The sequence below is a fragment of the Kitasatospora sp. NPDC088134 genome (assembly GCF_044741705.1).
Taxonomy (GTDB): Bacteria; Actinomycetota; Actinomycetes; order Streptomycetales; family Streptomycetaceae; genus Kitasatospora.
This window is the reverse complement of sequence record NZ_JBIUTD010000007.1, coordinates 158,449-173,650: the sequence shown is the minus strand read 5'-3', so window position 1 is coordinate 173,650 and position 15,202 is coordinate 158,449. Positions and strand designations below refer to the sequence as shown.

Annotated in this window: 2 protein-coding genes and 2 pseudogenes; 3 read left to right on the top strand and 1 reads right to left on the bottom strand. The window is 77.4% G+C overall.

Annotated elements, in window-relative coordinates; translation table 11 throughout:
• Positions 1 to 25: 25 nt before the first annotated feature.
• The 3 genes and pseudogenes from ACIOHG_RS14190 to ACIOHG_RS14180 form a co-directional block, all read left to right on the top strand.
• Positions 26 to 8,428, top strand: a pseudogene (locus ACIOHG_RS14190) (type I polyketide synthase); the annotation flags it as partial.
• A 268-nt stretch (positions 8,429 to 8,696) separates the two neighbouring features.
• Positions 8,697 to 12,695, top strand: a pseudogene (locus ACIOHG_RS14185) (type I polyketide synthase); the annotation flags it as partial.
• Complete coding sequence (locus ACIOHG_RS14180) at positions 12,692 to 13,576, top strand: TIGR03621 family F420-dependent LLM class oxidoreductase (RefSeq protein WP_400949587.1); 885 nt, start codon at positions 12,692 to 12,694, stop codon at positions 13,574 to 13,576. The pseudogene ACIOHG_RS14185 and the gene ACIOHG_RS14180, both read left to right, overlap by 4 nt.
• Positions 13,577 to 14,347: 771 nt before the next feature.
• On the opposite strand, the gene ACIOHG_RS14175 is transcribed toward ACIOHG_RS14180, so the two are convergent.
• Positions 14,348 to 15,133 carry a TetR family transcriptional regulator gene (locus ACIOHG_RS14175; protein WP_400949585.1) on the bottom strand — a complete coding sequence of 262 codons (786 nt, stop codon included), beginning with the start codon at positions 15,131 to 15,133 and terminating at the stop codon, positions 14,348 to 14,350.
• Positions 15,134 to 15,202: the final 69 nt, after the last annotated feature.

Genomic DNA, 15,202 nt, shown 5'->3' with positions numbered 1-15,202 from the left:
CACTCCCCGCACGAAGGGCGGAACCTTGAACGACGGCCGGATGCGGTACCTGCTGGAACGGGTCACCGCCGAACTGCAGCAGACCCGCCGGGAGTTGACCGACACCAGGGCGCGGGCCGCCGAACCGGTGGCGATCGTCGGCATGGCCTGCCACTTCCCCGGCGGCGTCGACTCGCCCGAGGACCTGTGGCGGCTGGTCGCCGAAGGCCGGGACGCGGTCGGGGAGTTCCCCACCGACCGGGGCTGGGACCTGGGCGCACTGTTCGACGCCGACCCGGACCGGCCGCGCACCTCGTCCACCCGGTACGGCGCCTTCCTCGCCGACCCGGGCGGGTTCGACGCCGACTTCTTCGGCATCTCCCCGCGCGAGGCACTGGCCTCCGACCCGCAGCACCGCCTGCTGCTGGAGACCGCCTGGGAGGCGCTGGAGCGGGCCGGCCTGCGGCCCGGCGACCTGCGCGGCAGCCGCACCGGCGTGTACGTCGGCACCAACGGCAACGACTACGTGCCGCCGGCCGGCACCGCCCCCGAGGAACTGGAGGGCTACCTCGCGGTCGGCAACGCCGCCTCCGTCGCCTCCGGCCGGATCTCCTACGCGCTCGGCCTGGAGGGCCCCGCCGTCACCGTCGACACCGCCTGCTCGGCCTCCTCCGTCGCCCTGCACCTGGCCGTCCGGGCGCTGCGCTCCGGCGAGGCCGACCTCGCGCTCGCGGGCGGCGTCACCGTCATGACGACCCCGCAGCTGTTCGTCGAGTTCTCCCGGCAGCACGGCCTCTCCCCGGACGGCCGGTGCAAGGCGTTCGCGGCCGCCGCCGACGGCACCGGCTGGTCCGAGGGCGCCGCCCTGCTGGTGGTCGAACGGCTCTCCGACGCCCGCCGCCACGGGCACCGGGTGCTCGCCGTGATCCGCGGCACCGCCGTCAACCAGGACGGCGCCTCCAACGGCCTGACCGCCCCGTCCGGCCCCGCCCAGCAGCGCGTCGTCCGGCAGGCCCTCGCCGACGCCGGACTCGACCCGCAGGACGTCGACGCCGTCGAGGCGCACGGCACCGGCACCCGGCTCGGCGACCCGATCGAGGCACAGGCCCTGCTCGCCTCCTACGGGGCGGACCGGCCCGCCGACCGGCCGCTGTGGCTCGGCTCGGTCAAGTCCAACCTCGGCCACACCCAGGCCGCCGCCGGGGCCGCCGGCGTGATCAAGACCGTCCAGGCGCTGCGCCACGGCGTGCTGCCGCGCACCCTGCACGTGGACGCGCCCACCCCGCACGTCGACTGGGGGAGCGGGGCCGTCCGGCTGCTGACCGAGGACCGCCCCTGGCCGGAGACCGGCCGCCCGCGCCGGGCCGGGGTCTCCGCGTTCGGCGTCAGCGGCACCAACACCCACCTCATCCTGGAGCAGGCCCCGCCGGAGGAGCCCGCCCCGCAGCCGGAACCGCAGCCGGAACCGCAGCCGGAACCGGAGCCGGAACCGGCCGACGAGGCCCCGGCCACCCCCGTGCTGTGGCCGCTCTCCGCCCGCACCGAGGCCGCGCTGCGCGCCCAGGCCGCCCGCCTCGCCGACCGGCTGCGCACCGCCGCCGACACCTCGCCGCGCGCCCTCGCCGCGATCGGCCACGCCCTGCACGCCGAGCGCACCGCCTTCGAGGAGCGCGCCGCCGTGCTCGGCGCCGACGCGCCCGCGCTGCTCGCCGCGCTGGACGCGCTGGCCGCCGGGGAGCCCTCGCCCGCCGTGGTGCGCGGCCGGGCCGCCGCCGACCCCAAGGTGGTGCTGGTGTTCCCCGGCCAGGGCGCCCAGTGGCTCGGCATGGCCACCGGGCTGCTGGACGCCGCACCGGTGTTCGCGGAGCGGATCGAAGCCTGCGGGAAAGCGCTTTCCCGTTGGGTCGACTGGTCGCTGGAGGACGTGCTGCGCGGCCGCGACGGCGCCCCCGGCCTGGACCGGGTCGACGTCGTCCAGCCCGCCCTGTGGGCCGTGATGGTCGCGCTCGCCGCCCTCTGGGAGTCCCACGGGGTGCGCCCCGACGCGGTGGTCGGCCACAGCCAGGGCGAGATCGCCGCCGCCGCCGTGGCCGGCGCCCTCGACCTGGACGACGCCGCCCGGGTGGTGGCCCTGCGCAGCCGCGCCATCACCGCGCTGGCCGGCACCGGCGGCATGGCCTCCGTCCCGCTGCCCCGCGCACAGGCCGAGGAACTGATCGCCCCCTGGGCGGACCGGCTCTCGATCGCCGTCGTCAACAGCCCCGAGGCCGTCGTGGTGGCCGGCGAGACCGCCGCCCTGGACGAACTCCTCGCCCACGGCGAAGCCACCGGCCTGCGGGTCCGCCGCATCCCCGTCGACTACGCCTCGCACTCCCCGCAGGTCGAGACGCTGCGCGCCGAACTCGCCGCCGCGCTCGCCCCGATCACCCCGCGCACCGGACGCCTCCCGCTGCTGTCCGCCGTCACCGGCGACTGGATCGACACCCGCCTGCTCGACGGCGCCTACTGGTACACCAACCTCCGGCAGACCGTCCGCTTCGAGGACGCCACCCGCCGCCTGCTCGACACCGGCCACCGGATCTTCGTCGAAGCCTCCCCGCACCCCGTGCTCACCGCCGCCGTCCAGGCCACCGCCGAGGACGCCGGACAGCCCGTCACCGCCACCGGCTCGCTGCGCCGCGACGAGGGCGGCCCCGCCCGCTTCCTCGCCTCGCTCGCCGCCGCCACCACCGCGGGCGCGCCGCACGACCCGGCCGCCGTCCTCGGACCGCGCCCCGCCGGCCACACCGACCTGCCCACCTACGCCTTCCAGCGCACCCGGCACTGGATCGAACGCCCCGCCGGGGCGGCTGGCGACCCGCTCGGCCTCGGCCTGCGCCCCGCCGGACACCCCGTGCTCGGCGCCGTCCTTGGCACCACCACCGGCGGCGCCACCCTCACCGGACGGCTCGCCGCCCACACCCACCCCTGGCTCGCCGACCACACCGTGCACGGCCGCACCGTCGTCCCCGGCACCGCGCTGGTCGAACTCGCCGTTCGCGCGGGCGACGAGACCGGACTGCCCGTCCTGGAGGAACTCGTCCTGGAGGCGCCGCTGCTGCTGCCCCGCCGGCAGGCCGTCGAGGTGCAGGTCACCGTCGGCGCGGCCGACCCCGCCGGACGCCGCCCCGTCGAGGTGCACGCCCGCCCGCAGGACGCCGACCCCGGCCCCTGGCAGCGCCACGCCCACGGCCTGCTCGCCGCCGCGCACCCCGACGCGGCCCCGCCCACGGGCGCCGAGTGGCCGCCGCCCGGCGCCCGGCCCGTCCCCGTCGACGGCCTCTACCCGCGCCTCGCCGCCACCGGCCGCGCCTACGGCCCGCACTTCCAGGGCCTCAAGGCCGCCTGGCGGCACGGCGACACCCACTACGCGGAGCTCGAACTCCCCGCCGAGGACCACGCCGACGCCGCCCGCTGGGGCCTGCACCCCGCGCTGCTCGACGCCGCCTTCCACCTCGCCGACCTCGCCGATCCCGCCGCCTCACCCGCTGCCGACGGCACCGTCCCGCTCCCGTTCGCCTGGAACGCCGTCCGCCTGCACGCCACCGGCGCGCACACCCTCAAGGTCCGGCTGCGCACCACCCCCGACGGGGCCCTCGCACTGGACGCCGTCGACCCCGACGGCGCCCCCGTGCTCTCCGTCGCGGGCCTGGTCTCCCGCCCCGTCACCGCCGCCCAACTCGCCACCGCCACCCCGCTGTACGTGGCCGGCTGGCGCGAACTCCCGCTCGGGGACGGCGGACCGGAGCAGTGGGCGGTGCTCGGCCCGGACGACCCGTTCGGCCTCGGCGGCACCCCGTACTCCGGCCCGGCCGCGCTCGCCGCCGCCCTGCGCACGGGCGCCACCCCGCCCGCGCTCGCCTGGCTGCCCGTCACGGCCGGGCCGGGCACCCCGCCCGACCGGGCCCGGGACGTGCTGCACCAGCTCCTGACGACCATTCAGGAGTGGCTGCAGCAACCCGAGTTGGCCGCTACCCGGCTCGCCGTCGCCACCCGGAACGCCGCCGCCCTCGACGGCGAGGACCCCGACCTGGCCACCGCCCCCGCCTGGGGCCTGCTGCGCAGCGCCCAGGCCGAACACCCCGGGCGGCTGCTGCTGGTCGACCTCGACGGCACCGCCGCCACCCGCACCGCCCTGCCCCGCGCCCTGGCCGCCGCCGACACCGCCGGAGAACCCCAACTCGCGCTGCGTGACGGCAGGCTGCACGTGCCCAGGCTCACCGCCGCCCCCGCCGGGGAGGCCGTCGCCTTCGACCCCGAGAGCACCGTCCTGATCACCGGCGGGCTCGGCCTGCTCGGCGCGCTCACCGCCCGCCACCTGGTCGCCGCGCACGGCGTCCGCCACCTGCTGCTGCTCGGCCGCCGCGGCGCCGACACCCCCGGCGCCGCCGAACTCCTCGCCGAACTCGCCGCATCCGGCGCCGAGGCCCGGGCCGTCGCCGTCGACGCCACCGACCGGGACGCCCTCGCCGCCGCCCTCGCCGAGATCCCCGCCGCGCACCCGCTCACCGCCGTCGTGCACACCGCCGGGGCGCTCGACGACGGCGTGCTCACCGCCCTCGACCCGGACCGGCTGGACACCGTGCTGCGCCCCAAGGCCGACGCCGCCTGGCACCTGCACGAACTCACCGCCGAACTCCCGCTCACCGCCTTCCTGCTGTACTCCTCCGCGGCGGGCGTCCTCGGCACCCAGGGCCAGTCCGGCTACGCCGCCGCCAACGCCTTCCTGGACGCCCTCGCCGCCCACCGCCGCGCCCACGGCCGCCCCGCCACCTCGCTCGCCTGGGGCCTGTGGGCCGACAGCAGCGCCCTCACCGGCCACCTCGCCGCCACCGACCTGACCCGCCTGGCCCGCCGGGGCGTCCGCCCGCTCACCGCCGACGAAGGCCGCGCCCTGCTCGACGCCGCCCTCGCCGCCGACCACCCCGCACCCGTCCCGCTCGCCCTCCGCCCCGCCGCCGAACCCGCCGACGTCCCGGCCGTGTTGGGCGACGTCCTGCCCCGAAGCACCGGCACCGGTACCGCCCGCCGCCGCGCGGGCACCGGCGGCACCGGCGACGGCCTCGCCGACCGGCTGCGCACCCTCGACCCGGCCCGCCGGCAGCAGACCCTGCTGCGCCTGGTCCGCACCGAGGCCGCCGCCGTCCTCGGCCGCACCGGCGGCGACGGCGTCGACGCCGAACGCGCCTTCAAGGAACTCGGGTTCGACTCGCTCACCGCCGTCGAACTCCGCAACCGCCTGGCCGCCGCGACCGGCCTGCGGCTGGCCGCCACCCTGGTCTTCGACCACCCCACCGCGCAGGCCCTCGCCGCCCGGATCGACCAACTCCTGCCCGGCGGAACGGCCGTGGAGGCCAGTGAGCCGTCCGGCACGGTCGCCGCCGTCGACCAGGACGACCCCGTGGTGATCGTCGCGGCCGGCTGCCGCTTCCCCGGCGGCGTCGAAACCCCCGAACAGCTCTGGGAGCTGGTCGCCGAGGGCCGCGACGCCATCACCCCCTGGCCGACCGACCGGGGCTGGGACAACGCCTCCCTCTACGACCCCGACCCCGACCGGCCCGGCCGCACCTACACCCAGTACGGCGGATTCCTGCACGACGCCGCCGAGTTCGACGCCGCGTTCTTCGGCATCTCCCCGCGCGAGGCCCTCGCCACCGACCCGCAGCAGCGCCTGCTGCTGGAGACCGCCTGGGAGACCTTCGAACGCGCCGGCATCGACCCGCACACCCTGCGCGGCAGCAGCACCGCCGTCCACCTCGGCGTCATGTACAACGACTACGCGGGCCGACTCCACACCCTCCCCGAGGAGTTGGAGGGCTACCTGCACAACGGCAGCGCCGCCTCCGTCGCCTCCGGCCGGATCTCCTACGCCTTCGGCTTCGAGGGCCCCGCCGTCACCGTCGACACCGCCTGCTCCTCCTCGCTGGTCGCGCTGCACCTCGCCGCGCAGGCGCTGCGCACCGGCGAGAGCGACCTCGCGCTCGCCGGCGGCGTCGCCGTGATGGCCTCCCCGGCCGGGATGGTCGCCACCTCCCGGCACCGGGCGTTCGCCCCCGACGGCCGGGTCAAGGCGTTCGCCGCCGCCGCCGACGGCACCAGCTGGGCCGAGGGTGTCGGCCTCCTCCTGCTGGAACGGCTCTCCGACGCCCGCCGCCACGGCCACCCCGTGCTCGCCGTCCTGCGCGGCAGCGCCGTCAACCAGGACGGCGCCTCCAACGGCCTCACCGCCCCGTCCGGCCCCGCCCAGCAGCGGGTGATCCGGCAGGCCCTGGCCGCCGCCCGGCTCGACCCGTCCGAGGTCGACGCCGTCGAGGCGCACGGCACCGGCACCCGGCTCGGTGACCCGATCGAGGCACAGGCCCTGCTCGCCACCTACGGACAGCATCGGAGTGCCGAACAGCCGCTCTGGCTCGGCTCGTTGAAGTCCAACCTCGGCCACACCCAGGCCGCCGCCGGAGCCGCCGGCCTGATCAAGATGATCGGCGCCCTGCGGCACGGCGTCCTCCCCGCCACCCTGCACGTCGACGAGCCCGCCCCCGAGGTCGACTGGTCCTCCGGCGGCGTCCGCCTCCTCACCGAGGCCCGCCCCTTGCCCGCCACCGGCCGCCCGCGCCGCGCCGCGGTCTCCGCCTTCGGCGTCAGCGGCACCAACGCCCACGTGATCATCGAAGAACCGCCGGCCGAGACACCGGTCGAGCCACTGACGGAGGCACCGGCCGAGGCATCGACCGACACCGACACGGACACCGCTGCCGCCGGCGGCGTGCCGCTGCCCTGGGTGGTGAGCGCCCGGAGCGCGGCCGCGCTGGTCGCGCAGGCCGGGCGGGTGGCCGATCGGCTGGACGGGTCGCGGTACGCGCCCGCGGACCTGGTGCGGACGCTGGCCGACGGCCGGGCCGCGTTCGAGCACCGGGCCGTCGTGGTGGCCGCCGACGCGGCCGGGGCGGCGGCGGGACTGCGGGCCCTGGTAGCCGGGGAACCGGCCGAGAACGTGGTGCGGGGCCGGGCCGACGGGGCGCCGCAGGTGGTGTTCGTGTTCCCCGGGCACGGCTCCCAGTGGGCCGGGATGGCCCGCGAACTGCTCGCCACCGCACCGGTGTTCGCCGCCCGGATCGAGGAGTGCGCGCGGGCCCTCGCCCCGTACCTGGACTTCGACCTGCTCGCCGTGCTGCGGCAGGACGAGGACGCTGCCGACCTGGCCCGGGTCGAGGTCGCCCAACCCGCCCTGTGGGCGGTGCTGGTGGCGCTCGCCGCGCTCTGGGAGTCCTACGGGGTGCGCCCGGACGCCGTGGTCGGGCACAGCCAGGGCGAGGTGGCGGCCGCCACCGTCGCCGGGGCGCTCGGCCTGGACGACGCCGCGCTGATCGTCGCCGCCCGCAGCCGCATCCTGGCCCGGCTGGTCGGCCAGGGCTCGATGGCCTCGCTGGCGCTCTCCGCCGAGCAGGCCGAACAGCGCCTCGCCGCCTGGCCCGGCCGCCTCTCGGTGGCCACCGTCAACGGCCCCGGCCAGGTCGTGGTGGCCGGGCAGCAGGACGCCCTGGACGAGCTGCTCGCCGCCTGCGAGGCCGACGGCGTCCGGGCCAAGCGGCTGCGCAACGCCACCCTGGCCGGGCACTCCCCGGTGATCGACCAGGTCCGGGACGAACTGCTCGCCGCTGTGGCCGCGGTCCGCCCGCGCGCCGGACGGCTGCCGCTCTGGTCCACCGTCACCGCCGCCCCGATCGAGGGCACCGCACTGGACGCCGCGCACTGGTACCGCAACCTGCGCGAGACCGTCCGCTTCGCCCCCGTCGTGCAGCAACTCGCCGACACCGCACGGACCCTGTTCATCGAGGTCAGCCCGCACCCGGTGCTCACCGGCGCGATCCAGGACACCCTGGACGCCGGGAGCGGCGGCGGGGCCGCCGCCGAGACGCTGCGCCGCGACCAGGGTGGACCCGACCGCTTCCTGCGCGCGCTCGGCGAGGCCCACACCCATGGCGTCCCGGTCGACTTCGGCCCGCTCACCGCCGGGGCCCGCCGGGTGCCGGCCGCGCTGCCCACCTACCCGTTCCAGCGCCGCCGCTACTGGCTGGACGCCGAACTCGGGCCGCTCACCGCCGCGTTCGCGGTGGAGCCGCCCGCCGAGGAGGACACCCCGGAGGTCGGCGCGTTCGCCGCCGGGCTGGCCGCGCTGCCCGCCGCCGAACGGGACGCCGCCCTGCTCGACCTGGTGCGCCGGCAGGCCGCCGTGGCGCTCGGCCACCCCGACGAGGACGAGGTGTCCGCCGAACGGCCGTTCCGCGAGCTGGGGTTCGAGTCGCTGACCGCCGTCGACCTGCGCAACCGGCTGAACACCGCGACCGGCCTGAAGCTGCCCGCCACGCTGCTCTTCGACCACCCCACCCCGACCGCCGTCGCCGCCCACCTGGCCGAACAGCTGGACCGCGCCGCCGCCCCGGCCGGGGACACCGAACTGACCTCCCTGCTGGAGAAGTTGGAGCAGTCACTGCCCGGCACCGACGCCGACCGCCGGGAGCTGGCCGCCCGACTGGCCGCCCTCGCCACCCGCCTCGGCCCCGGCGCCGAACCCCTTCGGGAACCCGACCTCGACCTCGAACTGGCTGACGACGAGGACCTGTTCGCCGCACTCGACCGCGCCCGCCCCGCCGGCGCCCGCACCGGAAGGAGCCGCGACGGTGGCCGATGAGGAGAAGCTCCGCCAGTACCTGCGGCGCGCCCTGACCGACCTGCGCGAAGCCCAGCAGCAGCTCGAACAGGCCGAGTTCGACCGCACCGAGCCGATCGCCGTGATCGGCACCGCCTGCCGCCTCCCCGGCGGCGCCGACTCGCCCGAACAGCTCTGGCAGCTGGTGCTGGACGAGCGCGACGCCACCGGCGACTGGCCCACCGACCGCGGCTGGGACCTCGACGCGCTGTACCACCCCGACCCGGCCGTCCCCGGCACCAGCTACGCCGTCCGCGGCGGATTCCGGTACGACGCCGCCGAGTTCGACGCCGCGTTCTTCGGCCTCTCGCCGCGCGAGGCGCTGGCCACCGACCCGCAGCAGCGCCTGCTGCTGGAGACCACCTGGCACGCCCTGGAGCACGCCGGACTCGACCCGGAGGGCCTGCGCGGCAGCCGCACCGCCGTCTACACCGGCCTCACCGCGCAGGACTACCACACCCGCCCCGGCGCGGCCCGCCCCGAACTGGAGGGACACCTCGGCCTTGGCAACCTCCCCAGCGTCGCCTCCGGCCGGATCTCCTACCTGCTCGGCCTGTCCGGCCCCGCCCTCACCGTCGACACCGCCTGCTCCTCCTCGCTGGTCGCCCTGCACCTGGCCGTCCGCGCCCTGCGCGCGGGGGAGAGCGACCTCGCCCTGGCCGGCGGCGTCACCGTGATGTCCTCGCCCACCGGCTTCGTCGAGTTCTCCCGGCAGCGCGGCCTCTCCCCGGACGGCCGCTGCCGCTCCTACGCGGCCGCCGCCGACGGCACCGGCTGGGCCGAGGGCGCGGGCGTCCTGGTGCTGGAACGCCTCTCCGACGCCCGCCGCCACGGGCACCGGGTGCTCGCCGTGGTCCGGGGCAGCGCCGTCAACCAGGACGGCGCCTCCAACGGCCTGACCGCCCCGTCCGGCCCCGCCCAGCAGCGGGTGATCCGGCAGGCGCTCGCCGACGCCGGACTCGACCCGTCCGAGGTCGACGCCGTCGAGGGCCACGGCACCGGCACCACCCTCGGCGACCCGATCGAGGCGCAGGCCCTGCAGGCCGTCTACGGCACCGGACGGAGCGCCGAACGGCCGCTGCTGCTCGGCTCGTTGAAGTCCAACCTGGGCCACACCGCCGCTGCGGCCGGCGTCGCCGGCGTGATCAAGACCGTCGAGGCGCTGCGCCACGGCGTGCTGCCGCGCACCCTGCACGTGGACGCGCCCACCCCGCACGTGGCCTGGGACGGCGGCGGCGTCGCCCTGCTGACAGAGCGTCAGGACTGGCCGGAGAACGGCCGCCCGCGCCGGGCCGGGGTCTCCGCGTTCGGTGTCAGCGGCACCAACGCGCACGTGATCCTGGAGCAGTGGACCGAGCCGGAGGACACGCCCGCGCCGGAGGACACGCCCGCGCCGGAGGCGGAACCCGCCGACGCGCCGCTGCCGTGGGTGCTCAGCGCCCGCAGCGTGGGCGCGCTGCGGGCCCGCGCCGGACAGTTCGCCGACCTGCTCGCCGCGGACGGCCCCGGCGCCGCCGCCGAACTGGCCCGGGCCGCCGCCGCGCTGCCCCGCCACCCGCTGCGCGCCGTGCTGGCCGCCCGCCCCGAGCAGGCCGCCGAACGGTTGGCGGCCTTCGCCCGGGCCGTCCCGCCGGTGGCCCGTCCCGCCGGGACGGGCGGGCGGACCGCCTTCCTGTTCACCGGCCAGGGCGCCCAGCGCCCCGGCATGGGCGCCGAGTTGTACGGGACGTACCCGGCCTTCGCGGCCGCCTTCGACCAGGCCGCCGCCGCCTTCGACCCGCACCTGCCGTACTCCGTCGCGGAGGCGGTGCTGCGCACCGGCGACGCCGAACTGCTCGGCCGCACCGCGTACACCCAGCCCGCGCTGTTCGTCCTGCAGACCGCGCTGCTGCGGCTGCTGGAGTCCTGGGGCGTCCGCCCCGACCTGGTCGCCGGGCACTCGATCGGCGCGCTGGCCGCCGCGCACGCCGCCGGGGTCCTCGAACTCGCCGACGCCGCGGCCCTGGTGGCCACCCGCGCCACCCTGATGCAGGAGCTGCCCGCGGGCGGCGCGATGGCCGCGCTGGAGGCCGACGAGACCGAGGCACTGGCCGAACTCGCCCACCACGCGGGCGCGGTGGACCTGGCCGCCGTCAACGGCCCGCGCGCCGTGGTGGTCTCCGGCCGCGCGGACGCCGTCGAACAGGTCGCCGAGGCGTTCCGCGCCCGCGGCCGCCGGGCCACCCGGCTCCGGGTCAGCCACGCCTTCCACTCGCACCTGATGGAGCCCGTCCTCGACGAACTCCGCACCACCGTCAAGGGACTGACCCCGCACGAGCCGACCGTCACGGTGGTCTCCGACCTGACCGGCCGCCCCGCCACCCCCGCCGAACTCGCCGACCCCGAGTACTGGGCCGCGCACGCCCGCCGCCCCGTCCGCTTCCTGGACGCCGTCCGCGCCCTGCGCGCCGAGGGCGCCACCCGCTTCCTCGAACTCGGCCCCGACGGCATCCTCACCGCCCTCGCCAAGGACGCCCTCGCCGACGAGGACCCCGACCGGGCCCGCCGCCGCCCCGCCGTCCTCGCCACCGCGCTGCGCCGCGGCCGCCCCGAACCGGACACCCTGCTCGACGCCGTCGGCCGCCTGCACGCCGCCGGCGCCCCCGTCGACTGGACCGCCCCGCTCGGCGGCCCGCCCACCCGGCGGACCGCCCTCCCCGGCTACCCCTTCGACCGCCGCCGCTACTGGCTGGACGCCGGACCCGCCCCCGCACCCGCCGCCGCCCGGGCAGTGGAACCCGCCGCCGCACCCGCCCCCGCAGTCGTCACCGGACGGCTGGACGGGCTGACGGGACGGGAACGGCTGGACGCCCTGCACGACCTGGTGACGGCCGAGGCCGCCGCCGTGCTCGGCCACCCCGACCCGGCCGGGCTGCCCGCCGACGCCCCGTTCGTGGAACTCGGCTTCGACTCGCTCACCGCCACCGAACTCGCCGAACGGCTCTCCGCCGCCACCGGCCTGCGGCTGTCCGGCGCGCTGACCATCCACCACCCCGACACCGCCGCCCTCGCCGAGCACCTGCACCGCGAGCTGGCCGACCACCGGGGTGCCGGCCCGGCCGCCGCCGAACCGCTGGCCGAGGTCTACCTGCGGCTCTGCCGGGCCGGCCGCATCCCCGCCGCCACCCAGGTCCTGCTGGCCGCGTCCGAGGTGCGCACCGGCTTCGGCACCGGCGAGCGCACCGGGCACGCCGTCCCGCCGGTCGCGCTCGCCGCCGGACCCGGCCCCGCCCTGGTCTGCTTCCCCGCCCTGACCGCGCTCTCCGGCCCGCACGAGTACGCCCGGTTCGGCCGCGCCCTCGACGGCCGGCGCACCGCGCACGCCGTCCCCGCCCCCGGCTACCGCCCCGACAGCGCCCTGCCCGACAGCGCCGAGGCCTTCGTCGCCCTGCAGGCCGACGCCGTCCAACAGCTCTACGGGGACCGGCCGTTCGCTGTCCTCGGCCGCTCGCTCGGCGGGTGCGTGGCGCACGCCGTCACCGCCGAACTGGAACGGCGCGGCGCCCGGCCGCTCGGGCTCGCGCTGGTCGACAGCTTCCCGATGGACACCGCGACCCTGCCCGGCCTGGAGTGGTGGATGCCCGCCATGGTCAACGGCATGCTCGACCGGATCGGTGAGCAGGACCTCACCTTCACCGACACCGGCCTCACCGCGATGGGCGCCTACCTGCGCACCTTCGGCCCCTGGCAGCCCACCCCGATCCGCACCCCCACCCTGCTGCTGCGCGCCGGGTCCCCGCTCCCGGGCACACCCCCGCGCACCCCCGACTGGCGGGCGTTCTGGCGCCCGCCGCACCAGGTGCGGGACATCCCCGGCGACCACTTCACGGTCCTGGAGGAGCACTCCGCCACCACCGCCGACGCCGTCCACGACTGGCTCACGGCCCTGACCACCACCGCCGCACCCGCCCCGCTAGGAGAGACCCGATGACCCGACCCTTCCGCTTCGGCCTCGGCAAGCTGGCCGTTCCCGACGACGCCGAGCAGTGGCAGAAGCTCTCCAAGGACGTCGAGTCCCAGGGCTACGACGTCCTGCTGGTCCCCGACCACCTCGGCCGCACCGCGCCCTTCCCGCCGCTGGTCGCCACCGCCGCCGCGACCCGCCTGCGGGTCGGCACCCTCGTCCTGAACACCGGCTTCTACCACCCGCCGCTGCTCGCCCGCGACATCGCCACCGTCGACCGCCTCACCGGCGGCCGCCTGGAGGTCGGCCTCGGAACGGGCTACGTGCACGCCGAGTTCCAGGCCCTCGGCCTCGACCCCGGCACCCCCAAGGACCGGGTCGACACCCTGGAACGCACCGTCCACGAGCTGCGCCGCCTGCTCGGCGACCCCGAGCACGTCCCCGCCGCCGCCCAGGACCCCGTGCCGCTGCTGATCGCGGGCAACGGCAACCGCGTGCTGCGGCTCGCCGCCCAGCACGGCGACATCGCCGGCTTCATCGGCATGCGCTACGACCCCACCGCGTTCGGCGGCCTGCGCCTCATCCCGCGCACCGAACTCGCCGAACGCGTCGCCTACTTCGACCGGGTGGTGGGGGACCGGGCCGCCAAGGTCGAGAAGAACCTGCTGCTCCAGGCCGTCATCGTCACCGACGACCGGGAAGCCGCGATCCGCCACGTCGCCGCCACCCAACTCCCCGTCCCCCACCAGGAACTGGAACAGACCCCGCTCCTCCTGATCGGCAGCGTCCAGCAGATCACCGACCAGGTGAAGGAACTCCGCGACACCTTCGGCTTCTCCTACTTCACCGTGATGGACATCCACCAGGAAGCCTTCGCCCCGGTCGTCGAAGCCCTCGCCGGCGCCTGACCGCCCCGCCGGCGGGACCGCAGCGGACCCCGGCGGGGAACCGCCGCCGCGCGGGGCCGACAGGTGGACGGGGCTGTTGAAGCCACGGGCGCAGCAGCCGCGCAGCGGGACGGGCTCCGCGCCCTCGTCGGCACCTGACCGCCCCCGCCGGCGGGACCGCAGCGGACCCCGGCGGGGAACCGCCGCCGCGCGGAACTCCGGCCCGGTCGGGACAACACCCGTCTCCGGCGGGGGATCGCCGCTGCGCGGGGCCGACAGGTGGACGGGGCTGTTGAAGCCACGGGCGCAGCAGCCGTGCAGTGGGACGGGCTCCGCGCCCTCGTCGGCACCTGACCGCCTCCGCCGGCGGGACCGCAGCGGACTCCGGCGGGGAACCGCTGCAGCGCGGAGCCTCGACCCGGCCGGAACAACACCCGCCTCCGGTGGGGCCGGCGGGCGGAAGCAGGAGTGGAAGCCCCGGGCCGCAGCGGGACGGGGCTTCGATCCGGACGGACTCCGGCGGGGGATCGCCGCTGCGCGGGGCTGTTGAAGCCACGGGCGCAGCAGCCGCGCAGCGGGACGGGCTCCGCCGTGGAGCCCGGCGGGGCCGGAGCAGCGGCCGCCCCCGGCGGGGCCGCTGCGCGGGGCTGCCCGGCGGGTGCGACAGCACGCCGCTGCGCGGCAGCCGCCCCCTGGGCTTCAGCTGCCGCCACCTTCGGTGGAGCCGCTGCGCGGGGGACCCGGCGTCGGAGTGCAGCGAGTCGATGACAACCTGGGTTGTCGGGAAGGAGGTCAGGAGTGGATGACAACCTGGGTTGTCGCAAGGGTGGTTTCGGGGCGAGGCCAGCGCTTGCGGGCGGCCTGGCGGGTGATGCCGAGCAGCTGGCCGACCTCGGCGTACGAGGCGCCGGCGGCGAGGGCTTCGCGGGCCAGGCGGTCGACCCGGGCGGCGGCGGTGCGGCGCTCGGTCTCGGCGGCGGCGAGGGCGGCCAGCGGGCCGGGCGCGGTCTCGGCGGCGAGCAGGGGGCGCAGGCAGGGGGCGAGCAGGGCGGTCAGGCGTTCGGCAGGGGCGTCCTCGATCTCGGGGACGCGCAGCAGGTAGCGGGAGACCAGCAGGCCGAGCAGCACGGTGCCGACCAGGGTGGCGCGCAGTTCGACGTCCTCGCCGGTGAGGGCGTCGGCGACCGGGCTGTTGCCGGGGTCGGCGACCGCGCAGCGGACCGCCTCGGCGGCCTGGGGGTGCGTCAGCATCGAGCGCAGGACGGGCATGCTGCGGTCGGGCCGGCCGTCGATGTCGGCGAGGACGTGCGCCAGCAGGCGTTCGCCGAGCTGTTCGGGCGGGCCGGAGAGCGCGCCGCCGAAGGAGAGGGCGATCTCCGAGACCGCGTCGAACAGGCCCTCCTTGGAGCCGAAGTACTTCATCACCAGCGCGGGGTCGACCCCGGCGCGGTGGGCCACCGCCCGGACGGTGGTCTGCTCGTAGCCGTGCGCGGAGAACAGCTCGCGGGCGGCCGCCAGGATCGCCTGCCGGCTGCGGGTCCGCCGGGCGCCGGGGCCGTCCTGCTCGGGTGCCGTCATGCCGCCTCCTCGGGGCCGGAAGTTCAACGCTCGTTGACCATTGATCGGGTCGTCCCTACCATGAAGCAG

Excerpts from the sequence above, each read along its gene's own strand:
- ACIOHG_RS14175 (WP_400949585.1), bottom strand. The coding sequence starts at position 15,133 with ATGACGGCACCCGAGCAGGACGGCCCCGGCGCCCGGCGGACCCGCAGC.
- ACIOHG_RS14180 (WP_400949587.1), top strand. The coding sequence starts at position 12,692 with ATGACCCGACCCTTCCGCTTCGGCCTCGGCAAGCTGGCCGTTCCCGAC.